Genomic DNA, 25,566 nt, shown 5'->3' on the forward strand with positions numbered 1-25,566 from the left:
TCAATTTTCAACCGGCGCTATTCAGCCGCGAAACAATAGGTGCAGATTTTATTGCCGTCCGGATCGCGCAGATAAGACGCATACGCCGTCGGCGCAAAGGCGCGCGGCCCCGGCTCGCCTTCGCAGGTGCCGCCGGCTTTCAAGCCTGCTTCGTGGAAAGCATGGACAGCTTTGCGGCTGGGCGCCGCGAAACCAATCGTGCCGCCATTGGCGTGACAAGCGGGTTTGCCGTCAGCGGGCTTGGTGACGACAAATTCCGGGCTGTCCTGGCCATACAGCATGCCGTGGTCGCCCATCGGCCCCATATTTTTATAGCCAAGCGCGCCAAGCGCCGCGTCGTAAAACGCCGTCGCTTTTTCGAGATCGTTGGTGCCGAGCACCACATGAGTAAACATCGCCATAGTCATTGCTCCGGATGGCTTCGGGCGCGGCGGCCCGTAAGCGTCGGCTGCTGTTCACGCGCCCTCGCCGCCAGCAGCCGGGCGGCGAGAACGATAGCTCAGTTAGGTATCAGAAGATCACGACAGAGCGGATCGACTTGCCTTCATGCATCAGGTCGAAACCCTTATTAATGTCTTCGAGCGGCATGGTGTGCGTGATCAGCGGGTCGATTTCGATCTTCTTATCCATATACCAGTCAACGATCTTCGGCGTATCGGTGCGCCCGCGCGCGCCGCCAAAAGCGGTGCCTTTCCAGACCCGGCCGGTGACCAACTGGAATGGACGCGTGGAGATTTCCTTGCCCGCTTCCGCAACGCCAATGATGATCGATTGCCCCCAGCCGCGATGACAGCATTCAAGCGCCTGGCGCATGACATCCGTATTGCCGGTGCAATCAAACGTGTAGTCTGCGCCGCCATCGGTCAGCCCGACAACCGCATCGACCACATTGCCGGCGCCGACTTCTTTTGCATTGACGAAATCAGTCATGCCGAATTCGCGGGCGATGCCTTCACGCGCCGGATTGATGTCAACGCCGATGATCTTGTCTGCGCCGACCAGCTTGGCGCCCTGAATCACATTGAGGCCGATGCCGCCAAGGCCGAACACAGCCACATTGGCGCCCGGCTCCACGCCGGCGGTCCAGACGACCGCGCCGACACCGGTGGTGACGCCGCAGCCGATGTAACAGGCTTTATCGAACGGCGCGTCCTTGCGGATTTTCGCGACGGAGACTTCCGGCAACACAGTGAAATTCGAAAAGGTCGAGCAACCCATATAGTGGTAAAGCGTTTTGCCCTTCCAGGAGAAACGGCTGGTGCCGTCCGGCATCACGCCTTTGCCCTGCGTCGCGCGAACCGACGTACACAGATTGGACTTCTTGGACAGGCAGGTTTTGCACTGGCGGCATTCGGCGGTGTAAAGCGGGATCACATGATCGCCCGGCTCGACGCTGGTGACGCCCGGCCCGACTTCGCGCACGATCCCCGCGCCTTCATGACCGAGAATGGACGGGAATATGCCTTCGGAGTCCTTGCCCTCAAGCGTATAGGCGTCGGTATGGCAGATGCCGGTCGCCATGATCTCGACCAGGACCTCGCCAGCCTTCGGGCCTTCAAGATCGACCTCCTCGATAACCAGCGGCTTATTCGGTTCGACGGCGATGGCGGCTCTCGTTTTCATCATGTTCCTCTTGATCAAATATCAGGTGTTGGCGATCCGGTTCCGGGTTGCCCTGACCATACTACATCGGCGCAAGGTTTCTTGCTTCTCCCTGAAAAACAATGCCGCCATAAGACGCTCTTGCGCCATGAGTTTTCCACAGGGGAAACAAAGGCAGAGCGGCGGCGATATCTGCGCCCGAAAGGCGAGCATATTCGCGGTTATCTCCGGCCCGAATGAATGCGATCATTCCGCAAAATGGCGGAGAGGCGCAATCAAGCGCCCTGAAGCGCCCGAAGCTCCTCCAGGTCGAATACCGCCTCTGCCCGGTCAGGCATCTCGGCGAGCATATGCCGGGTCAGGCGCTCATAATGCTGCACAAATCGTGAGACTTCCGCATCGCTCATGATGCCGGCGCCATCAGGACGCGCCTCTCGCAACTTGCGCTCCTGCTCGCGCCGGTTGGCGATAATTGAATCCATGTTCGGCGCGCGCAGCGTGACCAGATGATCGATCAGCGCAAAGAGCGCACCGTAGTCTGCCCCGAGCCGGTCATTGACATATTGGCGCCACACGCCGTTTTCATCTTCCTCACGTTCAAGCGTATTTATCGGGGCCGCTAGTTCCTTCGCGCTTTGCGCAACCGCTCCAACACACCAGCCTTCAAACAAAATAACGTCCGCGCCCCCTTCCACTTCCCGCCAGGCGTCAGGTGGCGCGCAATCATCGACCGCCTTGTCAAAAACGGGAAGGCGTGCCTCCTCGCCGCTGCTTAGCGTCGCAAGCGCGCGCATCATCGCCGGGACATCATGCGTTCCCGGCACGCCGCGCGTCGCGAGCAAGGGGTGAATTTTTTCGCCAAGCGCGATGCGATCCGCCTTCGGAAGGTAAAAATCGTCCAGCGAAACCGTGACAGCGCGCAACCCCACTTCCGGAAGGAGCGCTTGCTCGAGAAACTTGCACAGGGTTGTCTTACCGCTCCCCTGCCCGCCATTCACGCCGACAATAATCGCCCGGCCTGCAGCGCGCCGCCAGTCAGCGATCTGGCGCGCAAGCGGGCGCCAGGCGCGATCAACAAGGACATGGTAAGATGCCGGCAGCTTCTCGCCTGCAATAAGCGTTTCGATTGAGGCGTCGGATCGCGCACCCATCTTGTCAGGCAACGGGATCAGGCAATGGCGCGCCGGAAGCGAACGCCTCGACATTGGCGGCGGCGCGCATGCCCATCGCATTGCGGGTTTCTTCGGTTGCGCTCCCCAGATGCGGGAGCAACACCACATTCTCAAGCGCCAACAACGCCTCGGGAACCTTCGGTTCTTCCGGATAAACATCGAGTGCGGCTGCGCCAAGCGCCCCGGACGCCAGTGCTGCAGCAAGGGCCTCGTGATCGATCACGCCGCCGCGCGCAGTGTTGACCAAAATCGCACCGGACTTCATTCGCGAAAATTCCTGCGCGCCAATTAAATTTTGCGTTTCGCCGCCGCCGGGAACATGAAGCGAAACGACATCGCTCTGCGCTAACAAATCTTCCAAGGTCTCGACGCGTTTGGCTTCAAGGGCGCGCTCAACACCTGCCGACGCGGCGCTGCGCGAGAAATAAACAATGCGCATGCCGAAGCCGTGATAGGCACGGTGCGCCATCGCTTGCGCGATCCGTCCGAAACCGACAAGGCCAAGGGTCTTCCCGGTCACCGAACGGCCCAACAGGTGGGTCGGCCGCCAACCAGCCCATTGGCCGGCGCGCAGTTCACGCTCGCCTTCGCCTGCCCGCCGCGCAGCCATGAGCATTAGCGTCATGGCGAGATCCGCGGTTGCATCGGTCAGCACGCCCGGCGTATTTGCGACCTCAACCCCCGCGGCTTTGCAGGCTGCAATGTCGATATGGTCGAAGCCGACGCCAAAATTGGCGAGCAGCTTCGTCCGCCGCCCCGCCGCGCCGATCACGCCAGCGTCAATCCGGTCAGAAACCGTGGGGCAAATCACATCATACTTGTCAAACGCTGATGACAATGATGCGGCATCCATCGGCTGATCGCCTTCGTTGAGCGCCACATCAAACCGTTCGGCAAGATAGCGTTCAACAGCATTCGGCCAACGACGCGTCAGCAGGACTTTCAATCGGTTCGTCATCTATTCAACACCCAGGCAAGCCCGATTACTCGGCCTTCGCCGCCGCAATGTCAGCGCGCACGGTGCGCGAGCCGATATAATAATGCACGCCGGACCAGATGTTGAACAGCGCAAGCACAACCAGCGCATAGCGCAAGGCGCTGTCTCCCAAAGAAGGAACAAACGCATCAGACAGCATGCCGGCGATGAGCGGACCAATGCCCAGCCCGATCATGGTTTGTATAAAGAGCAGCAAGGACGCCGAGAGGGCGCGATTGCTCGGGCTGACCAGCGCCTGCGCCATGGCGAAGGAAGGACCAAAAAACACCGACGCAAAAAATGCGCTGGTTGCGAAGGACGCCAAGACGATGGTCATATTCCCGCTCAGATATGCGGCAATCTGAAATGGCACGCCAAGCACGACAGCAATACCGGGCACCCACATGTAAAAGCGCTCATCGCCGTAACGCTGAGAAAGCTTGTCAGATAAAAACCCGCCGAAAAATGTGCCGAAGGCGCCGATCAGAGAGAAGAGCGCGAGCCAACTCCCGATCTCGCTTGTCGACAAGCCGTGGCTTTCAACCAGAAAGATCGAGTTGAAACTGGCGGCGCCGTACCAGACCAGGGCATGCATCGCGGCCGCCAGACTCATATGCAAAAACGCCGAACGGCCCAGAACATATTTAACTGCAAGAAACGGGTTCTTCGACTGGGATGACGGCGCCGTGGTGCGCTTCGGCTCCTTCACCGTAAACGCCATTAACAAGGCGACAATAATGCCGGGAATGCCCGCGACAATAAAAGTCGTGCGCCAGCCCCACCAGTCGCTGCCGTGACCGCCGAGATAAAGCCCGATCATGCCGCCAAGCGGCACGCCGAGCGCATAAATCGAAAGCGCTGTGCCGCGCTTCTTCAGTGAAAAATAATCCGAGATCAGCGAATGCGACGGCGGCGAGCCCCCGGCTTCGCCAATCGCCGTGCCCACACGCGCCGCAAGCAACATCGGAAAGCTGCGCGCCAGACCGCACGCCGCTGTCATGACGCTCCAGAACGCTATGGAACCCGTGAGAATCCATTTGCGGCTCGTGCGATCAGCAAGCGTCGCGATCGGAATGCCGCAGGTCGCGTAAAAAAGCGCAAAAGCCAGTCCGCCCAACAGACCGAGCTGCGTGTAGCTCAGCGCGAATTCTTCTTTGATCGCTGGCATCAGCGTACCGAGGATCGCGCGGTCCAATGCGTTCACGACATAACCGAGAAACAGCACAAACAGCACATAATTGCGGTACAGCGGCCGGAACGGTTCAGCGTTCGCTGGCTCCGTCATCATTTCCTCCGAGACTGATTTTGACTTCTTTTCTAAGCGATTGGGCAGGTCTCAAGCGAAGCGAAATCCTTTCGTAAAGCTGGATCGATTGCAAGAGAAAGCGTATGGTTTGAATCAAAACTATCATGACTTGGGAGGAATTAACGGCGAGCCATGACAAAAACAAACCATCAAAGCTGGCGCGATTTTGATCGCTCTGCCGGCTACTCCCTTATTGAGGTCAAACCTATTAATGGCGCCGTCGGCGCAGAAATTTGCGGCGTCGACCTGACCAAACCCATACCCGATGAAACATGGCGGGAAGTGGAACGCGCCTTCGCCGAAAACCTTGTTATCTATTTGCGCAAGCAGACCGGCCTCACGCGCGAAAACCACATGGACTTCGCTCAACGCCTCGGTCCATTGCAGAAAATCCCCCATATTTTCAGTGTCGAAGGCTATCCTGACGTGCAAATCGTCGAGCGCCTGGCGGACGACACGCGCAGAGTGGTCGGCGAAGGGCTGCACAATGATTCAACCTTCATGAAAACGCCGCCCACATCGGTCGTGATGCATGCGATCGACGTGCCGGATTTTGGCGGGGACACGGCTTTTTCCAATCTTTACCTTGCCTATGAAGCGCTCTCGCCGGCGATGCAGGCGTTTTGCGAAACCCTGATCGGGGTCAACAGCGCCAAAGCCTTGTTCGGAACCGGCGCGGACCAGAAACGCGTGATGATGAAGCAGATGGATACAGAGGAAGGCGACGCGGAAGTCGAACATCCGATCGTCTGCGTGCATCCGCGGACAGGGCTGAAGCACCTGTTCCTCAATCTCGTTTACACGCGCCGCCTGAAAGGGTTTTCGGAGAAAGAAAGCAAACTCATTCTTGAGTTCCTTCACAATCATATTGCGTCCATGGCGTTTACCGGCCGAGTTCGCTGGGAGAATGAAACAGTTCTCGTTTGGGACAATTGGGCGGCCCATCACAGCGCCATCGCCGATTATCCCGGCAAGTATCGCTATATGGAGCGCGTGACGACCGGCGGCCTGCGCCCCAAAGGCGTTCATTGATCTGGCTTTGATCTGGAGTACGAGATGACTATCAACGTTGAACAAGCGCACCCGCTTTTTGGCGCCATCGTCACGGGCATTGATCTTTCCGTAAATCCGGATGAAGAGACCGTCAAAACCGTTGAGGACCTGATGGCCGAATATGCGGTCATCTGCATTCGCGGCTCCTCCGCGAGCGATGAGGAGCATATCGCATTCAGCCGGTCATTCGGCCCGCTTGAATTGCCGCCTGATTTGAAGATCAAAACCGGATTCAAGCCGCGCGTTGGCCACGGCCTTTATGACGCGTCCAACCTCGACAGCAATGGCGAGATCGTCATCAAGGACTCCACCCGGCACAAATACAGCAAGGGCAACGAACTGTTTCACACCGACAGTTCATTCAACAGCCTGCCAACCAAATGGTCGCTGCTGCTCGCCCATGTCATTCCGCCGGTTGGCGGCGACACGCAGTTTATCGATACGCGAGCGGTGTATGACGCGCTGCCCGATGAGAAAAAACAACAAGTCGAAAATCTCGTCGCGGAACATAACCTTTGGCATTCGCGCGAACGGGGCGGGTTTTCAGCCGTAACCGAAGAAATGAAACAGGCGATGCCGGCGGCGCAACATGCGCTGGTGCGCAAATCCGCCAATGGCCGCAATGCACTCGCCATCGGCGCTCACGCGGCGCGCATTGTCGGCATGGGCGATGCGGAAGGCCTGGCGCTTATCGATGAACTCAACGCCTTCGCCGCCCAGCCGCATTTCATCTACGCCCATAAATGGGAAGATGGCGATCTCGTCATCTGGGATAATCGCTGCACCTTGCACCGGGCGACATCGTTTGAAGATCAGAAATACAAACGCGACATGCGCCGTACGACGATCAACGAATATGGCCCCGAAATCGCGTCAACATCGATGCCGCGCAACTAGGCCGCTGCGGCGATATCCGCGCCTTCACGCAGGGCGCGGAGTTTTTTCCAGGTCACTTCCGGATCGATTTTGCCATAGCCGGCGAAGGTGCCGAAACCGCAATCGGTGCTCGCAAGGACGCGGTCCTCTCCGACGATAGAAACAAAATGCGCCAGACGCTGCGCGATCAGTTGCGGGTGCTCCACATAATTTGAACAAGTGTCGATCAGCCCCGGCGCGAGTTTTTTCTCGTCCGGCAGCTTGGCGTCGCGCCATACCGTCCATTCATGCTCATGACGCGGATTCGCCGCTTCAAAAAGAATGGTCGACGGCCGCGCCATCAAAATAATGTCGATGACCTTTTCCAGCGCGATGTCGCAATCATGAGGCCCTTCATAATTGCCCCAGCAAACATGCATGCGCATGCGGTCGGCGGGCAGACCTTCGGTCGCCGCATTCAGCGCTTCCACATTGGCCTGCGCGATCTTGCGAAATTCGTCGTCGCTTGCATCCTGATAGCCGGTATGGCGCGACATGGCGAGGTCGGGGCAGTCGAACTGCAAATCGAAACCGGCGTCAATGATCGCCTGATATTCCGGCCGCATCGCCGCCGCGAGATCGGCGAGATAGGCTTCATGCGTCGGGTAATACTGGTTCGGCTGAAACGCGGTGATCAGCCCCGGCGAGGCGGCGTTCATAAACCCTCTCGCGCCTTTGCCGTTTTTTTCAAGCGCATGTTTGAAGCGGCGAATGTCTTCATGCGCAGGCTCGAGATTTTTAAGCTTCACCGGCGCGATGCATGCGGCGCGGGTGAATTCCTGCGAGCCCATGATCGCGGCAAGTTTTTTGGCCAGGTCGGGATGCGCAGCGAGATCGCGCGCAGGCTTCCGATCGAAATGACCGCCAAACCCTTCCAGCCGCTCGGTCATGTAAGTCGAATAGCCAACCTTGCCGAGTTCGCCATCGCTGACCACGCTGACGCCCGCAGCCACCTGCTTGGCCACGGCGTCGTCAATGGCTTCCTGCACGATGCGATCGAACTCTTCTACGTCGTATTCCTCGCCATGATCGCGCGCCAGGAGCGGTTTGACCAATTCGGGCCCGCGCGGAAGGCTGCCCACATGGGTGGTTTCAATTCTGCTCATGACTAACTCCGTTCACTGGAAAAATAGGCGACGCCGCGCACTTCATAACTCTTTCGCGTCTTCGCGCCAATGCGGTCTGAGTTGTCAAACGCTGTATGCGGGGTTCGCCAGGCGCCGGAATGATCCGAATCGTAAAACTTGATGAAGACGATCTCGTCTTTAGTCATATCCGGGAAATACCACCAGCGATGCGCCGGACTATGGAAAAAAATTGTTGCGGCGATCATTTCCTCTTCGCCGGCTATTGGCTTGAACCAATCCTCGCGCGGCGGAATTTTGTCAACATCGACTTTGACATTCGACAGACTATCACCGTCACCAACACTCTTGCCTTCACACAGGGCCAATGGCCAATCCTGCGGCGGATCGCTCAACACCCGCCAAAGGCTGAACAGGATAAACCGGTCATATCCCGGCCCGTCAGGCGCGGTTTTTTCATAGAGGCCCTTCGCAATCTTCTGCGAAGAAAATTCGTTGAAATCCACATGCGCTTCCGCGGCCGGCGGCTGGATGATCGCACCGGTCTGGCCGCTTGAGCGGATCTGTCCGCCCATAACGGCGACATGGTCGGCGCCGGTCATTTCCTTGGCGATGTTTTTGATCTCGGGGAAATAGACTTCGTCGATGCGCTGCTTGTTTTCAAAGTCGTCGAGCCGCGTCGGATAGTCGGCGATGGCGAAACCGTGTTCATCCAGCGTAAAGGGTTGCGGCGCCTTGCGCGCATTTCGAATAACGACCGGATAGGGTTCATATTCGCCAGTGTTCACCTCCTCGCCCGGTGCCCAAAAGCGCCGGTTGATTAGGGAGGTGGGTTTTACATAGGTAATTTGTGCGTCAACGCTGTCCATGATCGCAATCTTCCTTCTTCAAGCGCGTTCAAACAGTCGCCGCACACTCTCCGGCGTCGGCGCTGATTTTATGCCGCCAGGCGCTGTCTGATCATAAACGGTCCAAACCCGCTTTTCAGTTCCCTCAACGCAGACCGCATCCCCCAGCAAAACGCGATGGGCAATGGTGAAGCTGCTGCGCCCGAACTCCGGCGCATCGCTTTCCACCGTAACGTCATCGCCATAAGCGGCGGGGCGCAGAAAACGCGCCTGCAAATCGATCAGCGGATAGCCGGCGACATCCATCTGCTTTCGCATTTCGCGTTTTTTGGGCAACCCTGCAAATTCGAAAAGCTGCACCGCATTTTCGCTGAACATATCGATAAAGCGCGGCGCAAAAACGATCCCCGCCGGGTCGCACCAGCCCCACTCAATCCGCAGCGTCCGTTTGAAAAACGCCGCCATCCTTATGGCCTGAAGGTTAGCGCGCCGCGCCGCTCGCTGAACCGCCACCCCGCATCTGTCAGGGAGAAGCGGTCCTTGTAGTACCCCACAAGCGGCCCGTCGGGGTTTTTGATCGGCAGTCCGCCATCATCGCTTTCCTTGCCCGGAAAGAGCAGGATTACGCTATAGGCGGAGGCTTCCGTTTCGCTCTCTACGGTAACGACAATATTGGCGCAGACATGCTGGCTGACACGGGCCGGCCGGGAAAGAAATGCGTCAAGCAACGCCTTCTTTCCCGTGATCGGGCTGTCCGGCGCAGTCGGCCGCGTCATCAAACCGTCTTCCGTGTACAGCGCGACAATCTCTTGCCACTGATGCGCATCGGTCAGGTTGGCGTAATGATGAATGAGACGCGTGCATTCCCATTCTATGGCGCGGCGGTCCTGCGGGGTCATGCTTAGTCCTTATAGCCTTCGCGGGCGCGGCTGTTGTCGATCTCGACAGGCTTGCCGGTAACCGGGTGCGGATAGTGGAACGGCACGATGTCCGTCGCGGGCCAAAGCCGCGGCGCAGGATCGATCAGCGCGTCGGGACCGACAGGATCTTCCGGATAACAAACCGTCGCCATCGGAATGAAGTCGATCGGCGTCTTGCCCCAGCCTTCAGCGAAGGTGCCGTGCCAGTGCGGGAAATAGGCCAGTCTGGAGATTTTCCAGACGCCGTCTTCACGGACATACTCGTTTTCATAGATGCCGCCTTCCCACCATTGGCGCTGATCGCCCTCGGCGCTTTCATGGGTGCCCGCCTGCATCATTGAGCGGCCGCGCACTTTCGCCGTTTTGCGGTCATCGGCGACATCGATGATCATCTGCAATTGCGGATGATCCAGAAGCCAGCCATAGCGCGGACCATTGTGGTTGTTGGTGAACTGCTTGCGAAAGCGTTCAATATAGAGGCGCTTGACGCCTTCAATGCCTTTATAGATTCCGCCGAGGAACCAGACTTCGCCGTCCTTGGCGAACAGATCCGCCACCTCGTTATATTGCGATTTGTCGATGAAATAGCCGTAGGCATATTGCACTTTACGGATTGCATTGACGTCTTGCAGCGCGCCGAGTTCATGCTCGACGGCCTCAAGCCGCTTCTCAAGTTTCTTCAGTTTTTTATCGTCTGACATTGGTGCTTCCCTAACTTAACTGACTACGATTTCGCTGGCGGCGGCTGCAACACGCCCCCGGCCGCCATGGCCCGGCCATACGGCTTCATGCCCGCCCAAAAAATGAATATCGCCGGCGGCCCCATGATGAGCGCCGTCAGGAACAGTGAATAACGGATATTTTCTTCCGAGAAGACAAGATCCGTAAACGTCGAGACGATCAGCGGTCCCATCATCATGCCGATAACATTCATGATGAACAGGAACATGAACGTCACCTGGCCGCGCAAATGGTTTGGTGTGACGCTTTGCAGCGCAGCGTTTTCAACCGGCGCCGCCATGCCGCCAAACAGCGCGGCAAAGAAACCAATACCGGCCGCGAACCACGGGGACGGCATCAAGGGCTGCATAATCGCCAACGGAACGGCGACCGCCGTCGACAGAACCGTAATACGAATATTGGCGTCCCAGATCTTGTTCTTCCACCAGCGTTCGGCAAGCCAGCTTCCCACGAACAGACCGATCGGCATTGCGATCATCAAACTTATGCCTGCTACATAGGCGTATTGCACACCCGACCAGCCATAGGTGCGGGCGTAAAACGGCGCACCCCAGGTCTGCAGACCAAACATCTGAACCGAACGGAGGGCGAGCCCTGCAAAGAGCGGAATGTAAACTTTCCAATGGTGCAGAACGAAACCGAAAACCTCCCCCGCTGGACGCGATTCCTTCTGAACAACGCCGCGCCGCTTCGGCTCCTTTACGGTCAACATCAGTCCGGAAACGATAAAGCCCGGTATGCCGACCAGGATAAGCACAACCTGCCAACCGCGCAGATGCATGCCGAAAGGCAGATCATAGCCGCCGCTCGTACCGACAAAGCTGATGATGACGCCGCCAATGATCATGGAAAAACCGACGCCGGCGACGAAGCCAAGATTCATCACCGCGATTGCGCGCGGCAATTTGTGCGGCGGAAAATAATCGGAAAGAAGCGAATAGGCCGACGGTCCGCTCGTTGTTTCCCCGACACCGATACCGACGCGCGCAAGGAAGAGATGCCAAAAATTTGACGCAAGACCGGATAACGTCGTCATCAGTCCAAATATAGCAATGCCCGCCGCCATCATGTGCTTGCGGCTTAGCCGGTCGACCAACACTGCGACCGGCCAGCCGAAAATGGCGTAAAAGATCGTGAAGGCGGCGCCGACAATGAGACTGATCTGCGTGTCGGAAAGGCCGAGATCGGCTTTGATCGGCTCGATCAGCAAGTTGAGAATTCCGCGATCAAGGAAATTCACCATGACCGCAAGCGCGAGAATGGCGACGCAGTACCACGCCTGCGCCGGCGGCGGATAATCCGCTTCGTTTATTTTCGGCGCATTCTCTTCCGCCTCACCCGCTGCCACAGCGCTGTCCATAAAATGTTCCTTCCCGAACGTTTCATCTCCGTCATGGGCTAAGTGACAGCCCTGCCGGTTTGTCTTGTTATGGCGCCACCGACAGAAAATCCGCTCCCGTCCGGATCGCGCACAGACGCATGCCGGCGCCGAAGCGGCTTTCCGCAAGTGGCTGAAAGTATAAAGGAACCGCCCTCCTTTGCCAGTTGTTTGGCCGGCCACAACAGTTCTGGAACGGTCTGCTTGCGCCTCTATGCGCATAGGGTTTTTCTTTTCGCGCACAGCCGAATGGGCGGCGCCTGGCGCCCGATATCGGCCCCTCGGTTAAACAGTTGTTTCCCGTGCGGTGGCGAAGCTCCCGCCTCCGTGTTTACGCTCCCTTCCCAATCTTGCAGCCCAATGGGAGGGACACATGAAAATCGCAATAGTCGGCGCAACGGGAAATGTCGGCCAAAGGCTTACCGCTGAGGCGCTGTCGCGGGGTCATCAGGTCACAGCGCTTGCGCGAAACAAAAAAGCGCTGCCCGCGCATGAAAACCTGACCGTTGCCGCGGCTGACATTGTCAGTGAAGACACTGCGAAGCTGCTCAACGGGCATGATGCGGTGATCTTCTCGCTGCGCTTTAACGGATTCGACTACAACAAGGCGCTGGCGACATTCCGCAAATCCGATGCGCCGCGATTGCTGATTGTCGGCGGCGCGGCGTCGCTCAGCGCCGAACCCGGCGGTCCCGCTCTCATCGACACGCCGGGCTTTCCCGCCGAAGTCAAAATCGAAGCGGAACCGGCGCGCAAAGTGAAAAACGAACTTATTGCGTCGGGAACGGATGATTGGACTTACCTGTCACCTTCTATCGTCATCGGACCGGGCGAGCGCACCGGCAAATTCCGCCTCGGCGACGATGTTGTGCTCAAGGATGCAGATAGCAAAAGCCATATCAGCTATGAAGACTACGCCATCGCCATGATTGATGAGGCCGAAACGCCGAAACATCAAGGCAAGCGCTTCACTGTCGGCTACTAAAAAACAAGGAAACAGCAATGAAGGATTTCGCGGGAAAGACCGCCTTCATCACCGGCGGCGCCTCCGGCGCCGGCTTCGGACAAGCATGCGTCTTCGGCGACGCCGGCTGCCGCATCGTCATCGCCGACATACGCCGCAAGGCGATTGATGAGGCGCTTGAAAAACTCAAGGCGCGCGGGATCGAAGCCCATGGCATCGAACTCGACATCACAGACCGTAAAGCATATGCCGCCGCGGCGGACGAAACGGAAAAAGTCTTCGGACCGGTGGACCTGCTGTTCAACACCGCCGGCGTTTCAATCTTCGGTCCGCTGGAAAAAGCCACCTATGACGATTATGACTGGATCATGGACGTTAATTTCAACGGCGTCGTCAACGGCATGCAGACCTTCGTGCCGCGCATGATTGAACGCGGCAAGGGCGGTTACATCGTCAACACCGCTTCACTCGGTTGCTTTGTGGCGGCGAGCGTCGCCGGCATTTATTCCGCATCGAAATTTGCGGTGCATGGCATCACCATGGCCATGAAAGACGCGCTGACGCCTTATGGCATTGGCGTGTCGGTTCTGTGCCCCGCAAATATACGCTCCAACATCGCGGAGTCGGTTGATACGCGCCCGGCGCATCTTTCCAATTCCGGCTATGCTGTGGACCAGGACGAGCTAAATGCGCTGCGCGACATCTATTCGCAAGGCATGGAACCTGAAGAACTCGCAGGTCACGTCAAAGATGCGATGGAAAAAGATCAATTCTACATCATCCCCTACCCGGAATCGCGGCCGATGCTGGAGATGATCTTCAAACAGGCGCTTGATGCGCTGCCGCCGATTGACAGCGACAAGGAAGGCCAGGCGAAACGCAATGCGGCGATGATGAAATATCGCGATGCGCGCCAGGAGCTGGACGCCAAACGCTACCAGAAATAAAAAAAGCGCCCTGACCTTAACGGTCAGGGCGCTTTCCTATGACCAAGCTCCCGCCCTAGCGGTAGAGCTGTTCGTTGATCGGCAAATCGTTTTCACGGCAATAGGTCTCATAGTGATTCATGAACCACCACACGTCGAGGGTTTCGACATGATTGCCCTTGTCGTCGTAAAATTCATTTGAGCCTTGCATCCAGCCAAACAGTTTCACGCCGTCCGGATGCTCAGTGACAAGCGTATGGGCTTGTCCCGGTGTTTCTGAAATGAAGTCGCCCGGATGGGCGATCCAGTCATACTCCAGATACCGGACACTGCCCTCAAGGCACATCATGATCACCTGCCCGCGATGCTTATGCGTGCCGATGACGCCCGGCGACTTGATCCAGAGAATGTTGCCATACCAGTTCTGACGAACATCAAATGCGAGATGGCGGATTGCGGCATTGTCGCCAAACGGAATCCAGGGACTGTCGACTTCTTCATGACCGACAAAGCCGCCCGGAATGATATGTGCGTCGACCCGTTTTTTGTGCTTTTCCGGCACTTCGATGATTTTGTAATTCGCTGCGGTTTTCGAAAGCGATCCAATATTGCTCATAATGTGACTCCCTCTTCCCGCGCTAAATATAAAGTTGTTTGTTGATCGGAATGCCGTGTTCCTCGCAATAGCTTTCATAGTGATCGAGGAACCACCAGACATCGACCGTGTCGATCAATACGCCATTCTCATCATAAAACTCATTGGCGCCTTGCATCCAGCCAAAGAGCTTGACGCCATTCGGGTCGTCGGTAACGAGCGTATGCGCTTCGCCGGGCATTTCGTGAATGAATGCGCCGGGCTTCGCCACCCAGTCATATTCGAGATAACGAAAGCTTCCTTCCAGACAGACCATCAGCACCTGCCCGCGATGCTTATGCGTGCTGACAACGCCCGGTGACTTGACCCAGAGAATGTTGCCGACCCAGTTGTTGCGCACATCGAAAGCGAGATAACGGATCGCCGCGTTTTCTCCGAACGGAACCCACGGGCTCTCTTCCAGCGCAGAGCCGACAAAGGTGCCTTCTACGCCGCGCCGCTTGATGAGCTCTTTAAATGGCTCGGGCACGTCAACAATCTTGAACTCGCCGGATGGCGGCGCCTTCATCGTCGCATCGTCTACTTTCGCCATAGCCTTACTCCTTTAATCTGATCACGCAGCGGCGGCTTCCGCCTTTGCGCGCTTGATCGGCGCGGTCTCGGTCAGGAACATCGCGACCAGTCCAGCCGCGACGGCGAAACCGCAAATGATCCAAAGCGGCGCCGACAGCCCAAACTTATCAGCAGCCACCCCGGCAAAGAAAGGCGACAACACGCCGCCGAAAACCTCGCCCGTCGCCATCACCAGCGCCAGCACCGTTGCAATGTGGCCCGACTTGATTGTCTCGGACGGCACCGTCGCCATGAACAAGGGAAAGCATCCATTGAGCGCCCAACCGACAAAGAAAATCGCCGCAAGCGCCCAGGCCGACCCGTCAAAGAACATCGCGCCCAAGGGCAAGAGGACGCCCAGAAACGGCACCACCACAAGCACCGGTTTTCGTCCGATCCGGTCGGAAAGACCGGCGATCAAAAAACTGCCAAGCGTCGCCGAAATGCCGAGCGTTCCCATGAGCCAGCCCATGGTCTGAGGTTCGACGCCTTTTTCCTGCGTCAGATATAGCGGCATGAAGGCCCAGGTGATGACCAGATAGGAGACCAGCAACACAGAAACGATTGCACAGACGACAATATTCTTGTGCGAAAAGGCTTCCTTCAGCGTCATCGGATTGGCTTCGCGTTCTTCCTTTTTCGCCGCTGGCGGCTCGTCGATAAATTTCCAGATCAGCAAGGCCGTAACAATGCCCGGCACGCCCGCGAGGAAAAACGCGCTGCGCCAGCCCCACGCGGCGGCGATCGCGACTAGCACCACGGGCGCCACGAAGGATCCGAAAAAGTTGGAGCCGAAATTCTGCATGATGCCCATTGCAAGGCCGCGATTGCGCGGATCGACCTCGCGCACGACCAGCGCGTGCGAAATGGGCGCGATCGGTCCTTCGGCGACGCCCATCAGCAGCCGCGCGCCAAACAGCAACAGGAACGACGTTGCAAGCCCGGAAAGCACCGAGCACAGGGAAAAGGCGACAATTGCGACAAGCAGGAACCCTTTCCGGTTGCCCGCCTTGTCTGACGCCGCGCTCACCAAATATCCGGCCAGCGCCCAGGTCAGCGACAGCGCCGCCGCCAAGATGCCCACATGCGTATTGTTAAGGTTCAGGTCCGGCTGCACAAACGGCATCAAGAAATTGAGCGCGTTACGGTCAAAGAAGACGATGCCGAAATTCAAGCTGAGCAGTCCGACCAGAACTATCTGGTATGCCGCCCCCCGTTTTGGTGTCTGCGTTTGTTCCACACGTCCCTCGCCTGTTGTGGTTTCGATTTTTCAGTCACGCTAGCGGCGGTCATGCACGATGGCAATGAACACAAGCGCAACGCCAACGCACAAAAACGCACCTATCCCGGCGGCAATATTCTCAATGCAGATGGTTTTCAGTTGCTTTTGTGATAGCCCGCCACCACGCGCTATTTGTCGGCCCCTCCCGGAACGCCGTGGGAAACGCGCTTTTCATATTCCGGGTCGTCTTCCGGTTTCGCCAGCGCAGCCATCACCCTGGCGTGAATATCCTCCAGCGTCTGGCGAAACTCCGGATAGGGAAGAATATAGAGATCGTCCTTTTTGACTCCCTTGAGCACATATTCAGCCAGTCGCGCAGGCTTCATGCCGACTTCGATGACCTTTTTCAGATGCGCCATGACATTGGGGTCTTCGCCATAATAGCCTGTCTTTTGAAGATGGGCCGGTCTGGTTTTCACCGCTTCATGAATGTTTGAATCAACGGCGCCGGGGCACAGCATGGAGATTTTCACGCTGGTTTCTTTCAGGTCCATCGCGAGACATTCCGAAAACCCGCGGATCGCCATTTTCGCCGTACAATAAATGCCGGTGCCGGGCAGCGCGACGAATGCGGACATCGACGCGGTGTTGATAATGTGGCAATCGTCGCCGCGCTTCAGCATGCGCGGCAGGAATGTCTGAACGCCGTTGATGACGCCCCACAGATTGACGTCCAACTGCCACTGCCAGTCTTCGGTGGTCGCTTGTTGCAGCGGACCGAAAATGGAAACGCCCGCCGTATTGAAGAGCAGTTGAACCGGACCGAGCTTCGCCTCGACTTCATCGGCGGCGCGGGCATAGGCATCCCGGTCGGTGATGTCGAGCTTGACCGGCATCGCTTCAACGCCTTTTTCAGCAAGGCTTTTCACTGCAGCCGCAAGATGGTCGTCGCGAATATCGGCGATGGCGACTTTGCAGCCCGCTTTGCCGAACACTTCCGCTTGCCCAAGCCCGACGCCGGAACCGCCGCCCGTGATAAAAGCGACTTTGCCCTTCACATCCGTCACAGTCTTCTCCTCAAAATTTTAAATGTAGTGTTTTGGCGGCGCTTACTCTGAAAGACCGAGCATTTTGCGCGTTTCACCTGGGCTCGCCACATCGCGACCGAGTTTTTCGATCATGTCGACGCCCCACTTCACAAGCTCGGCGTTATCGTCCGCCTTGCGGCCCCGGCGCAAATATATGGTGTCTTCAAAGCCGAAACGCACATTACCGCCAAGCAAAATCGCTTGCGCCGCCATTGGGTAGGAATGCCGGCTGACGCCAAACCCTGTCCAGCGCGCATCGCGAGGGAGCTGGTTCTTTGCATAGGTCATCGCTTCCGTCGTCGCGGGCAAGCCGTATTTTGTTCCGAGGACGAATGAATAAGGCGCATGTTTAGGGATGGCGCCTTTCGCCATCAGATCATCGGCGAAAACAAAATCGCCCGCTTCAAAGCATTCGATTTCCGGCAGCACGCCGGCATCCTGGATCATCGCGCCCATGCGCGTAATCATCGGATCGAGATTGATGGCGACGCCGCCCCAAAGCTGCATGGTGCAAATGTCGAGCGTGCACATCTCCGGTTTCAGATCGAGAATATGCTCCAGCCGCTTTTCCGCTGTGAACATCAATGTGCCTTCCTTGGCCGGCATTTTGGGATCTTCATCGCTCTGCATCCAGGTGCAGCCCGGCCCGGTGGTGATGTTGAAAATCACCTCATTGTTTTTCTCGCGAATAAGACGCGCCACTTCACGGTAATGCTCAAGCTCTGTGGACATGCCGCCGGTTTCCGGGTCGCGCACATGGATGTGAAGGATCGACGCGCCGGCTTCGGCGGCCGCCAGGCCCTGATCGGCGATCTGGCGCGCCGTGACCGGAAAATTCGGATGATCGGGAAGCGGCGATGACCCCGTCACGGCGCAGGTAATGAACACCTTGTCTGTCACTGAATTTCTCCATTGAGCGCGGGCGTCACCCGCGAACGTACCATTTGGGTGTAAATTAGGCCGGCCCGGCGCGGCGCGCCTCACTTTGCGGCTAGTGGAAATCCACCTAGCCGGAACCGATGCCTCATCCGATTTCGTTTAAAGTCGCAAGTGGATGCGGTCTCGCGCAGGCGCGAGGCAGTACTATTATGGATACCATCATAGTTATGGAACCAGATCGGAAAGAAATTTCGCGTTTTCTGCGAAATGCGCGGCAACGGCTCAACCCAGAGGATTTCGGGGTCACAGCCTCCGGCCGACGGCGAACTCCCGGCCTTCGGCGCGAAGAAGTGGCGACGCTCGCCGGCATCAGCCTCACCTGGTACACTTGGTTTGAACAGGGCCGCGACATCCGCCCCTCCACTGAAGTGCTGGAAAACTTGAGCGTCGTCTTGCGCCTTGATGAGAAGGAACGCGAATTCCTGTTCCAGCTCGCGCAAGGGCGCCCGTCGCCCCTGACCCCCGCCCTGCATAATGAAATCAGCAAAGGCACGCGCCTCCTGCTCGATACAATCTCAGTGCCGGCAATCGTGTTGAACGAGCATTGGTCCGTCATCGGATGGAATAAGCTGGTCACGAAAGTGTTGCGCGACTATGGCGCGCTGCCCGCCAATGAGCGGAACTTGTTCCTGATACTTCTTAACGGGGACGACTACCGCAACGATCAGGAAGAATATCAAAGCATGGCGCGGCGCCTTACGGCGCGATTGCGCTGGGATTACAGCCGCGCAAAAGACCGTACTTATTTTGACCAAATGATAGCGCAAGCACGCGAGCTTTGCCCGTCTTTCGATGAGTATTGGCAGAGCCCGGATATTATGGACCGTTTCGAAGCGTCTCATTCCATCGACGCCAAGGGCATCGGACGGGTGAACTTGCGGCACACATCCTATGCCATCGAAGGCGCCCTTGGGCAGCGCATGGTTTTCTACGCTCCCGAAGATGAACAAAGCCGCGCCCGCATCGCCGAAGCGCAAGCCCAGCTCGACGCTGAGAAATAGCCGCTAAGACCGCGCCGCCAGCCACTGGTCCTTCAATTTGTGCTTTTGCACTTTGCCCGACGGGGTGCGCGGCAGCTCGCTCACAAATTCAACAAACTTCGGCGCTTTGAATGTGGCGAGCCGCGATTTCACATGCGCCACCACATCCTCCGCCGATAGCGTTTCACCCTTGCCCTGCAGCAAAATATAGGCGACGCCGACTTCGCCCCAACGTTCGTCCGGAACACCGATGACGGCGCAATCAAGTATTGCAGGCATCTCCGCCAACGCCGCTTCCACTTCAACCGGAAACACATTCTCGCCGCCGGAAATGAACATGTCTTTGGTGCGATCAACGATATAGAAATGTCCGTCTTCATCGACGCGCGCAGAATCACCTGTCTTGAACCATCCGTCATGAAATGCAGCTTCGGTTTCTTCCGGCCTGTTCCAATATCCCGGAGTCACATTCGGGCCCATCACCCACAGCTCGCCGACATCACCGGTTTTTGCTTCCCTCCCGTCGGCGCCCATAATCTTGGCGCGCATGCAGAAGGCCGGAAAACCAACTGAGCCTGCCTTCGCCTTGATCCGTTCGAGATCTTGCGGCGGCATGCTGAAGGCCGACCCGATCTCGGTCATGCCGAAACCGTCAACCTGACGAACGCCGTCTTCGGCCCATTGCCGCACCGCCGCCGGCGGGTTTGGCGCGCCGCCCGTTTGAATGACCTTAAGGCGCGACAATTTCCGGATTTTCTCAGGCGGATTATTCGCCCGCATCATCGCGCCCATTTGCGTGACGCAGAAATAATGCGTGACGCCATAGTCCTCATTGAGAAGATTATCGACGGTAATGATGGGGTCGAATTTCTGAGAAACCAGCACTGTGCCGCCATAAAACAAAGGCGTGCGCGAGGCGGCCATCAATCCCGCCACATGAAATAACGGCATGTCGCACAAAAAGACGGAGGATTCAGAGACCTCAGCCGACAGCCCGTAATTCAGGCTTGAATAAAGCGCCGTATTCGAATTGATGATGACGCCCTTGGCGCGCCCGGATGTGCCGGAGGTGTACAGCAATGTTATCGGCGCCTGCAGGTCCGAATTCACGGCTTTATAGACCGGAGCGGAATCGGCGCCGGACAAAATCGCAGAGCCGTCATCATCAATGCGGAAGCTGCAATCGTTCGAAACGCTGGCGATCGCTGGCGCTGCAAGCGGTTCAAACTCCGGCTGCCAGAACACCGCCGCCGGCGCCGCATCGCCGATCAGCACTTCGACTTCCGGCGGCGCGAGGCGCCAGTTTAAAGGAACGAAAATATGTCCGGCGCGCGCGCACGCGTAATGCACCAGCAACATAAACGCGCTGTTGCGAGAAAGCATGATGATGCGCTCGCCGCGCTTGTCGCCCAGCCGCTCGCGCAACATGCCCGCGAGTTTTGCTATCCGCTCATTCGCGGTCGCATAGCTGATCGATTCACCGGAAATCAGATCGAGAATCGCCACTTTGTCGGGCGTGGTTTTGGCGTGAAAATCGATCGCATCAGACATTCATAGTCTCCCTAAACTTTCCTGCGGGTTTCGCCCGTCACGGCGATAAAAACAAGCTCGCCCTTGTACTGCTTCAACTCTTGGACGGGCGCCAAAGATACTTAATGTAACATATCATATTACCCCCCATAACACCTTTCTCTGGCAATGGGTTTTTCTCGCGCATCTTAGCCTGTGATGGGTCGACAAATACGATAACATCCGCACAAAGCTAATCTCGTCAGATCATAAAAAGGAGCGTGACGTAATGACGTCGAAAAATCTCGAAGCGGCAATCAACAAGGCAGGAAACCCGGTTGAAATGCTGCGCAACTCTCAGGCCGGTCCGAACGCTTATCCTGGCGTTCCTCCCGAGTACACAAACTGGCGAGACGAACAGCGCGCGTGGCAGGAAACCTGCGTCCTCTTCAACCAGTCCTACCACATGGCCGATCTCGCCGTGGAGGGCCCTGATGCATTCAAGATGCTGAACTATCTCGGCATCAACAGCTTCAAGAATTTCACCGTCGACAAAGCAAAACAATTCGTACCCTGCACACCCGACGGATATGTCATTGGCGACGTCATTCTGTTTTACCTTGCTGAAAACAAATTCAATCTCGTCGGCCGCATTCCGACGCTCAACTGGATTATGTACCAGGCTGAAAAAGGAAAATGGGATGTAAAGGTCGACCTCGACGAACGCACCGCCATGCGCTCGGACGGCCGCCGCAAAGCATACCGCTTCCAGGTCCAGGGCCCGAACGCCATGGCGACGATGGAAAAAGCGCTTGGCAAAAAGCCGCCGGAACTCAAATTTTTCAACATGACGACAATCGACATCGCCGGCAAAAAAGTCGGCGCGTTGCGTCACGGCATGGCCGGCCAGCCGGGCTTTGAGCTCTATGGCCCGTGGGAAGATTATCAAGCTGTGCATTCGGCGCTGGTCAAAGCCGGTGAAGATTTCGGCCTTCGCCTTGTGGGCGGTCGCGCATACTCTTCGAACACGCTGGAGTCCGGCTGGGTGCCTTCCCCGCTGCCTGCGGTCTATTCCGGCGACAGCTTGAAAGACTACCGCGAATGGTTGCCGGGATCGAGCTATGAAGCGAATGCGTCCATCGGCGGCAGCTTTGTGTCTGACAAGATCGAAGATTACTACTTCACGCCATGGGACCTGAGCTACGGCGCCTTCGTGAAGTTCGACCACGACTTTATCGGCCGCGAAGCGCTGGAAGAAAAAGCCAAGCAAGACCATCGTCAGAAAGTGACGCTCGCGCTCGACAGCCAGGACGTCATGAAGTGCATCGGCTCGCAGCTTGAAAAAGGCGAACGCGCAAAGTTCATGGAATTCCCGTCCGCGGTTTACTCCATGCACCCGTTTGACCGGGTGATGTCCGGCGACGCCACCGCTGGCGTTTCAACATGGGTCGGCTACAGCTCAAACGAACGCTGCATGCTGACGCTCGCGATCCTCGACGCAAAATATGCAGAGCCAGGCAAGGAAGTGACCTTTGTCTGGGGCGAAGAAAATGGCGGCACTACCAAGCCGACCGTGGAATCGCACACGCAAGCGGCGATCAAGGCGACCGTCAGCCCGGTCCCTTATTCCGAAGTCGCCCGCACGTCCTATGCGGATGTGGACGGATGGCGCAGCACAAACTAAGCGCTAAACACAACGCTTTCTGCAATCGGCGGCCTTCGGGCCGCCGATTTGCTTTTAACGGCACAAACTTCGCGCTGGCGACGGCTATTGTTGCGCCCTCCTAGCCGCGCCGCGTAACATACGCTTCAAGAACAACGAAAAAATACAAAGGGGCGGTGAATGGCCGGATCTGCAGGCTCAGGAAATCCTGGCGTATCAAAAGTGCTGAACGACAAGCCCATGGGCGCGTATCAGTACTTCATCATCATCCTTCTTGTTCTGTTGAATGCGATAGACGGCTTCGACGTGCTGGCGGTCACCTTCGCAGCGCCCGGCATCTCTGAAGACTGGTCGATCAGCCGCTCGGCCCTCGGCGCCGTTATCGCGGCAAGCGTTATCGGCATGGCCGTAGGCTCCATCTTTCTCGCGCCCGTTGCGGATCGCATTGGCCGCAGGCCGGTAATCCTGATTTGCCTCGCCATCATGGCGGTAGGCATGTTGTTGACCGCCACCGCAGACTCCATCGCCATGCTCAGCGCTTATCGCATCTTCACCGGCATCGGCATTGGCGGCATGATCCCGTCACTAACCGCAGTGGCGGCGGAATTTTCAAACGAAAAGCGCCGCGACTTCGCCGTGAGCGCCATGACAATCGGCTATCCGCTTGGCGGCCTGCTCGGCGGCTTCATGTCAGCGGAACTGGTTCAGATCGGCGGCTGGCGGACAATCTTCACCGCCGGCGGGCTGATCACCCTCGCCTTTTTGCCGATCATCTGGTTCGGCCTGCCTGAATCCATCGACTATCTGGCGTCGCGCGGCGGACCGAATGCGCTCAAGAAAATCAACGCGACCTTGAAGCGGCTTGACCATCAATCTGTCCAGGAAGCGCATGCGGCGGATATGAAACCAAAATCCGCAGACCCGCGCGAATTGTTCAGCAAGGATCTGCGCTTTCTCACCATTTTGCTGATCACTGCATATTTCCTGCACATCATGGCGTTCTACTTTTTCACCGGATGGCTGCCGGTGATCATGACGGATGCGGGTTATCCGATCTCCACCGCCATCGCGGCTTCCGCTATCACCAGCCTTGGCGGCGTTCTGGGAGGTATCGCCATGGGGTTAGCCGCCCCCTATCTCGGCCTCAAACGGCTTGCGATCATCGCCATGGTCGGCACCTCCGTCATGCTTGCCGTTTTCGCCGCAACCGTTGATGATCCGGGCAAGTTCCGCATCGTTGCGTTCATCCTCGGCATATTCATCATGGGCGGCATTGTCGGGCTATACGCCTTTCTCGCCCGGGCCTTCCCCGTAAGACTACGCGTAACCGGATGCGGCCTCGCCATCGCCATGGGCCGCGCAGGCGGCATTGTCGGCCCGATCCTTGGCGGCGTCCTGTTGGATACGGGCCTTAAGGCCGGTTCGGTTTTGACAGTGATCGGAATCACGGCGGCGGTCGGCGCATTGTTCCTGTTCCCGGTTCGCCTCAAAGAGCATGAAGACTGATCCCATGAACACAGTAAGAGACGCCGTCATCGATTTTCTGCGCCGGACCGACATGACCGTCATGTTCGGCAATCCCGGCTCAACGGAGCTGCCGCTTTATCGCGATTGGCCCGATGACTTCCGCTATGTGCTCGGACTTCAGGAATCCGCAGTGCTTTCAATGGCGGACGGCTATGCGCAGGCGAGCGGCAAGGCCGCCATTGTCAATCTGCATTCCGCTGCGGGCCTGGGGCACGCCATGGGCTCGCTTGTCACCGCCTATAAAAATCAAACGCCGCTGATCGTAACCGCCGGACAACAGGCGCGCAGCCTGTTGCTTGCCGAACCGTTTCTCGGCGCAAGCGACGCGACGCTGATGCCCAAGCCTTATGTGAAATGGGCGTGTGAGCCAGCGCGCGCGGAAGATGTTCCAAAGGCCCTCGCCCGCGCCTATGCTATCGCCATGTCGGCGCCGCGCGGCCCGGTCTTCGTCTCTCTTCCCGTAGATGACTGGGAGGCGCCTTGCGAAAATATTCCAACGCTCGCGCTTCATGGCGCACCCGAAGCAAGCGCGGCGGCGATTGCTGAGGCGGCCGAAAAAATCGCTAAAAGCGCAAATCCGGTGATCGTCGCCGGGCCAGAGATCGACCGTTGCGGCGGCTGGGCAGAAGCGATCGCCTTCGCCGAGAAACTCGCCTGCCCGGTCTGGACCTGCCCGATGTCGCCGCGCTGTTCGTTTCCGGAAACTCATGCGCAATTTGCGGGGTTCCTGCGCGCCGACGAAACCAGCATCGCACAGTCACTCGCCGCGCATGATCTTGTCATCGTAATTGGCGGCCCGGCATTCACCTATCATTTCGAACACCCGCTGGCGGGCGGTTTCGATAAAGACATTCTCCAGATCACCAATGATCCGAACACCGCCTCCTATACCCCGCGCGGGTCGGCGATCATTGGCGACGTGGCGGCGGCGATGCGTAAACTGACCGAGCAATCAGCGGCGCGCCCGAAATATTCGGGAACAGCGCGCCCCGCCGCAACGCCGCCTACCGGAGATCTGCTGACAACGGCGCACGCGATCAGCATCATTCAGGAGCTGCGCCCCCCGACGCGCAGATCGCCGAAGAAGCGCCCAGCGCGCGCGGCGAGGTGCAATCGCGGATTCGCATCGATCATCCGGGAAGTTTTTTCGCCACCGCATCCGGCGGACTTGGTTTCGCCTGCAGCGCCGCCGTCGGCCTGGCCTTGGCGCAACCGGACCGGCGCACCATTGCGCTTTTGGGTGACGGCTCGTCGCTCTACACGATCCAGGCGCTGTGGTCGGCGGCGCAGGAAGGCGCCCCGGTCACCTATATCATTCTCAGCAATGGCGGATATGAGGCGCTGAAAGGCATTGCCCGGCGCTGGCAGACGCCTTCAGTCGGCACAGACTTGCCGGATCTCGACTTTGTCAGCCTCGCCAAAGGATTTGGCATGCCGGCCGAGCGCGTGGAAAATGCAGCGCAATTACGCGAAGCGCTGGAAAAGGCTTTCGCCAATCCCAGCGCATCACTGATCGATATCGCCGTCAATGACGGCTGATTTCTG

25 protein-coding genes and 1 pseudogene are annotated in these 25,566 nt (G+C 57.7%); 9 read left to right on the forward strand and 17 right to left on the reverse strand.

Annotation, left to right across the window (positions count from 1 at the left end; genetic code table 11):
- Nucleotides 1-17 precede the first annotated feature (17 nt).
- The 5 genes from AC0L8G_RS14200 to AC0L8G_RS14220 form a co-directional block, all read right to left on the reverse strand.
- On the reverse strand, nt 18-401 hold the full coding sequence (locus tag AC0L8G_RS14200; RefSeq protein WP_473384834.1) for a VOC family protein: 384 nt from the start codon (nt 399-401) through the stop codon (nt 18-20).
- Between the two features lie 109 nt (nt 402-510).
- Nucleotides 511-1,623, reverse strand: a complete 1,113-nt coding sequence (locus AC0L8G_RS14205; protein WP_473388876.1) for an S-(hydroxymethyl)glutathione dehydrogenase/class III alcohol dehydrogenase — start codon at nt 1,621-1,623, stop codon at nt 511-513.
- A 254-nt stretch (nt 1,624-1,877) separates the two neighbouring features.
- Nucleotides 1,878-2,807: a kinase gene (locus tag AC0L8G_RS14210; protein WP_473384835.1), complete on the reverse strand. Its 930-nt coding sequence runs from the start codon at nt 2,805-2,807 to the stop codon at nt 1,878-1,880.
- On the reverse strand, nt 2,758-3,732 hold the full coding sequence (locus AC0L8G_RS14215; RefSeq protein ID WP_473384836.1) for a 2-hydroxyacid dehydrogenase: 975 nt from the start codon (nt 3,730-3,732) through the stop codon (nt 2,758-2,760). Before AC0L8G_RS14215 ends, AC0L8G_RS14210 begins: the two co-directional genes overlap by 50 nt.
- Before the next feature lie 25 nt (nt 3,733-3,757).
- The gene (locus AC0L8G_RS14220) at nt 3,758-5,035 is read right to left on the reverse strand and encodes a spinster family MFS transporter (protein WP_473384837.1); all 1,278 of its coding nucleotides are present in this window, start codon (nt 5,033-5,035) and stop codon (nt 3,758-3,760) included.
- A gap of 153 nt (nt 5,036-5,188) precedes the next feature.
- On the opposite strand from AC0L8G_RS14220, the gene AC0L8G_RS14225 reads away from it, so the two are divergent.
- Both AC0L8G_RS14225 and AC0L8G_RS14230 read left to right on the forward strand, forming a co-directional pair.
- Nucleotides 5,189-6,088: a TauD/TfdA dioxygenase family protein gene (locus tag AC0L8G_RS14225; protein ID WP_473384838.1), complete on the forward strand. Its 900-nt coding sequence runs from the start codon at nt 5,189-5,191 to the stop codon at nt 6,086-6,088.
- 24 nt (nt 6,089-6,112) lie between these two features.
- Nucleotides 6,113-7,006 (forward strand): TauD/TfdA dioxygenase family protein, encoded by an 894-nt coding sequence (locus AC0L8G_RS14230; protein ID WP_473384839.1) that lies wholly within the window; start codon nt 6,113-6,115, stop codon nt 7,004-7,006.
- Here the strand turns inward: AC0L8G_RS14230 and AC0L8G_RS14235 are convergent.
- From AC0L8G_RS14235 to AC0L8G_RS14260, 6 genes are read right to left on the reverse strand one after another with little or no spacing between them, the layout of a single operon-like run.
- Entirely contained in the window at nt 7,003-8,130 is a 1,128-nt protein-coding gene (locus AC0L8G_RS14235; RefSeq protein ID WP_473384840.1) for a cobalamin-independent methionine synthase II family protein, read from the reverse strand. The two genes, AC0L8G_RS14230 and AC0L8G_RS14235, sit on opposite strands and share 4 nt — an antisense overlap.
- A gap of 2 nt (nt 8,131-8,132) precedes the next feature.
- Nucleotides 8,133-8,978 (reverse strand): CmcJ/NvfI family oxidoreductase, encoded by an 846-nt coding sequence (locus AC0L8G_RS14240; protein WP_473384841.1) that lies wholly within the window; start codon nt 8,976-8,978, stop codon nt 8,133-8,135.
- 18 nt (nt 8,979-8,996) lie between these two features.
- Nucleotides 8,997-9,422 (reverse strand): acyl-CoA thioesterase, encoded by a 426-nt coding sequence (locus AC0L8G_RS14245; protein WP_473384842.1) that lies wholly within the window; start codon nt 9,420-9,422, stop codon nt 8,997-8,999.
- A 2-nt stretch (nt 9,423-9,424) separates the two neighbouring features.
- On the reverse strand, nt 9,425-9,856 hold the full coding sequence (locus AC0L8G_RS14250; RefSeq protein ID WP_473384843.1) for a nuclear transport factor 2 family protein: 432 nt from the start codon (nt 9,854-9,856) through the stop codon (nt 9,425-9,427).
- Nucleotides 9,857-9,858: 2 nt separating this feature from the next.
- On the reverse strand, nt 9,859-10,578 hold the full coding sequence (locus tag AC0L8G_RS14255; protein WP_473384844.1) for a nuclear transport factor 2 family protein: 720 nt from the start codon (nt 10,576-10,578) through the stop codon (nt 9,859-9,861).
- Nucleotides 10,579-10,601: 23 nt separating this feature from the next.
- Nucleotides 10,602-11,978 (reverse strand): MFS transporter, encoded by a 1,377-nt coding sequence (locus AC0L8G_RS14260; RefSeq protein WP_473384845.1) that lies wholly within the window; start codon nt 11,976-11,978, stop codon nt 10,602-10,604.
- 391 nt (nt 11,979-12,369) lie between these two features.
- Between AC0L8G_RS14260 and AC0L8G_RS14265 the strand changes: the two genes are divergently transcribed.
- Together AC0L8G_RS14265 and AC0L8G_RS14270 are read left to right on the forward strand one after the other, a co-directional pair.
- Complete coding sequence (locus AC0L8G_RS14265) at nt 12,370-12,981, forward strand: NAD(P)-dependent oxidoreductase (RefSeq protein ID WP_473384846.1); 612 nt, start codon at nt 12,370-12,372, stop codon at nt 12,979-12,981.
- Nucleotides 12,982-12,998: 17 nt separating this feature from the next.
- The gene (locus tag AC0L8G_RS14270; protein WP_473384847.1) at nt 12,999-13,907 is read left to right on the forward strand and encodes an SDR family NAD(P)-dependent oxidoreductase; all 909 of its coding nucleotides are present in this window, start codon (nt 12,999-13,001) and stop codon (nt 13,905-13,907) included.
- A gap of 55 nt (nt 13,908-13,962) precedes the next feature.
- Here AC0L8G_RS14270 and AC0L8G_RS14275 read toward each other — a convergent pair whose 3' ends face one another.
- Genes AC0L8G_RS14275 through AC0L8G_RS14285 form a run of 3 tightly spaced genes read right to left on the reverse strand, consistent with a single transcriptional unit; the run spans nt 13,963 to nt 16,267 of the window.
- A complete protein-coding gene (locus AC0L8G_RS14275; RefSeq protein ID WP_473384848.1) occupies nt 13,963-14,502 on the reverse strand; it encodes a 2,4'-dihydroxyacetophenone dioxygenase family protein in 540 nt (179 codons plus the stop codon).
- Nucleotides 14,503-14,524: 22 nt separating this feature from the next.
- The gene (locus AC0L8G_RS14280; RefSeq protein WP_473384849.1) at nt 14,525-15,073 is read right to left on the reverse strand and encodes a 2,4'-dihydroxyacetophenone dioxygenase family protein; all 549 of its coding nucleotides are present in this window, start codon (nt 15,071-15,073) and stop codon (nt 14,525-14,527) included.
- Nucleotides 15,074-15,094: 21 nt separating this feature from the next.
- Nucleotides 15,095-16,267: an MFS transporter gene (locus tag AC0L8G_RS14285; protein ID WP_473388877.1), complete on the reverse strand. Its 1,173-nt coding sequence runs from the start codon at nt 16,265-16,267 to the stop codon at nt 15,095-15,097.
- On the opposite strand from AC0L8G_RS14285, the gene AC0L8G_RS14290 reads away from it, so the two are divergent.
- Nucleotides 16,178-16,486, forward strand: a complete 309-nt coding sequence (locus AC0L8G_RS14290) for a hypothetical protein (protein ID WP_473388947.1) — start codon at nt 16,178-16,180, stop codon at nt 16,484-16,486. The two genes, AC0L8G_RS14285 and AC0L8G_RS14290, sit on opposite strands and share 90 nt — an antisense overlap.
- Nucleotides 16,487-16,503: 17 nt before the next feature.
- On the opposite strand, the gene AC0L8G_RS14295 is transcribed toward AC0L8G_RS14290, so the two are convergent.
- Together AC0L8G_RS14295 and AC0L8G_RS14300 are read right to left on the reverse strand one after the other, a co-directional pair.
- A complete protein-coding gene (locus AC0L8G_RS14295; protein WP_473384850.1) occupies nt 16,504-17,382 on the reverse strand; it encodes an SDR family oxidoreductase in 879 nt (292 codons plus the stop codon).
- Nucleotides 17,383-17,424: 42 nt separating this feature from the next.
- Nucleotides 17,425-18,303 (reverse strand): beta-keto acid cleavage family enzyme, encoded by an 879-nt coding sequence (locus tag AC0L8G_RS14300; RefSeq protein ID WP_473384851.1) that lies wholly within the window; start codon nt 18,301-18,303, stop codon nt 17,425-17,427.
- Nucleotides 18,304-18,509: 206 nt separating this feature from the next.
- Between AC0L8G_RS14300 and AC0L8G_RS14305 the strand changes: the two genes are divergently transcribed.
- Nucleotides 18,510-19,343, forward strand: a complete 834-nt coding sequence (locus AC0L8G_RS14305) for a helix-turn-helix transcriptional regulator (protein WP_473384852.1) — start codon at nt 18,510-18,512, stop codon at nt 19,341-19,343.
- A 3-nt stretch (nt 19,344-19,346) separates the two neighbouring features.
- On the opposite strand, the gene AC0L8G_RS14310 is transcribed toward AC0L8G_RS14305, so the two are convergent.
- Nucleotides 19,347-20,873 (reverse strand): AMP-binding protein, encoded by a 1,527-nt coding sequence (locus AC0L8G_RS14310; protein ID WP_473384853.1) that lies wholly within the window; start codon nt 20,871-20,873, stop codon nt 19,347-19,349.
- A gap of 247 nt (nt 20,874-21,120) precedes the next feature.
- Here AC0L8G_RS14310 and desA point away from each other — a divergent pair, with 247 nt between their 5' ends.
- The 3 genes and pseudogenes from desA (at nt 21,121) to mdlC (ending at nt 25,560) form a co-directional block, all read left to right on the forward strand.
- The gene (desA, locus tag AC0L8G_RS14315; protein ID WP_473384854.1) at nt 21,121-22,515 is read left to right on the forward strand and encodes a syringate O-demethylase; all 1,395 of its coding nucleotides are present in this window, start codon (nt 21,121-21,123) and stop codon (nt 22,513-22,515) included.
- Nucleotides 22,516-22,674: 159 nt separating this feature from the next.
- Nucleotides 22,675-24,000, forward strand: a complete 1,326-nt coding sequence (locus tag AC0L8G_RS14320) for an MFS transporter (RefSeq protein WP_473384855.1) — start codon at nt 22,675-22,677, stop codon at nt 23,998-24,000.
- Nucleotides 23,990-25,560 (forward strand): annotated as a pseudogene (mdlC, locus tag AC0L8G_RS14325) (benzoylformate decarboxylase). Before AC0L8G_RS14320 ends, mdlC begins: the two are co-directional and overlap by 11 nt.
- Nucleotides 25,561-25,566: the final 6 nt, after the last annotated feature.

It is taken from the genome of Hyphococcus sp. D3-15 (assembly GCF_055809375.1).

Excerpts from the sequence above, each read along its gene's own strand:
- AC0L8G_RS14205 (WP_473388876.1), bottom strand. The coding sequence starts at position 1,623 with ATGAAAACGAGAGCCGCCATCGCCGTCGAACCGAATAAGCCGCTGGTT.
- AC0L8G_RS14305 (WP_473384852.1), top strand. The coding sequence starts at position 18,510 with ATGGAACCAGATCGGAAAGAAATTTCGCGTTTTCTGCGAAATGCGCGG.
- AC0L8G_RS14250 (WP_473384843.1), bottom strand. The coding sequence starts at position 9,856 with ATGACCCCGCAGGACCGCCGCGCCATAGAATGGGAATGCACGCGTCTC.
- AC0L8G_RS14290 (WP_473388947.1), top strand. The coding sequence starts at position 16,178 with ATGCGTATTGTTAAGGTTCAGGTCCGGCTGCACAAACGGCATCAAGAA.
- AC0L8G_RS14235 (WP_473384840.1), bottom strand. The coding sequence starts at position 8,130 with ATGAGCAGAATTGAAACCACCCATGTGGGCAGCCTTCCGCGCGGGCCC.
- desA (WP_473384854.1), top strand. The coding sequence starts at position 21,121 with ATGACGTCGAAAAATCTCGAAGCGGCAATCAACAAGGCAGGAAACCCG.
- AC0L8G_RS14320 (WP_473384855.1), top strand. The coding sequence starts at position 22,675 with ATGGCCGGATCTGCAGGCTCAGGAAATCCTGGCGTATCAAAAGTGCTG.
- AC0L8G_RS14270 (WP_473384847.1), top strand. The coding sequence starts at position 12,999 with ATGAAGGATTTCGCGGGAAAGACCGCCTTCATCACCGGCGGCGCCTCC.
- AC0L8G_RS14255 (WP_473384844.1), bottom strand. The coding sequence starts at position 10,578 with ATGTCAGACGATAAAAAACTGAAGAAACTTGAGAAGCGGCTTGAGGCC.
- AC0L8G_RS14280 (WP_473384849.1), bottom strand. The coding sequence starts at position 15,073 with ATGGCGAAAGTAGACGATGCGACGATGAAGGCGCCGCCATCCGGCGAG.
- AC0L8G_RS14220 (WP_473384837.1), bottom strand. The coding sequence starts at position 5,035 with ATGACGGAGCCAGCGAACGCTGAACCGTTCCGGCCGCTGTACCGCAAT.
- AC0L8G_RS14245 (WP_473384842.1), bottom strand. The coding sequence starts at position 9,422 with ATGGCGGCGTTTTTCAAACGGACGCTGCGGATTGAGTGGGGCTGGTGC.
- AC0L8G_RS14225 (WP_473384838.1), top strand. The coding sequence starts at position 5,189 with ATGACAAAAACAAACCATCAAAGCTGGCGCGATTTTGATCGCTCTGCC.
- AC0L8G_RS14265 (WP_473384846.1), top strand. The coding sequence starts at position 12,370 with ATGAAAATCGCAATAGTCGGCGCAACGGGAAATGTCGGCCAAAGGCTT.
- AC0L8G_RS14215 (WP_473384836.1), bottom strand. The coding sequence starts at position 3,732 with ATGACGAACCGATTGAAAGTCCTGCTGACGCGTCGTTGGCCGAATGCT.
- AC0L8G_RS14210 (WP_473384835.1), bottom strand. The coding sequence starts at position 2,807 with ATGTCGAGGCGTTCGCTTCCGGCGCGCCATTGCCTGATCCCGTTGCCT.
- AC0L8G_RS14310 (WP_473384853.1), bottom strand. The coding sequence starts at position 20,873 with ATGTCTGATGCGATCGATTTTCACGCCAAAACCACGCCCGACAAAGTG.
- AC0L8G_RS14230 (WP_473384839.1), top strand. The coding sequence starts at position 6,113 with ATGACTATCAACGTTGAACAAGCGCACCCGCTTTTTGGCGCCATCGTC.
- AC0L8G_RS14240 (WP_473384841.1), bottom strand. The coding sequence starts at position 8,978 with ATGGACAGCGTTGACGCACAAATTACCTATGTAAAACCCACCTCCCTA.
- AC0L8G_RS14200 (WP_473384834.1), bottom strand. The coding sequence starts at position 401 with ATGGCGATGTTTACTCATGTGGTGCTCGGCACCAACGATCTCGAAAAA.
- AC0L8G_RS14260 (WP_473384845.1), bottom strand. The coding sequence starts at position 11,978 with ATGGACAGCGCTGTGGCAGCGGGTGAGGCGGAAGAGAATGCGCCGAAA.
- AC0L8G_RS14275 (WP_473384848.1), bottom strand. The coding sequence starts at position 14,502 with ATGAGCAATATTGGATCGCTTTCGAAAACCGCAGCGAATTACAAAATC.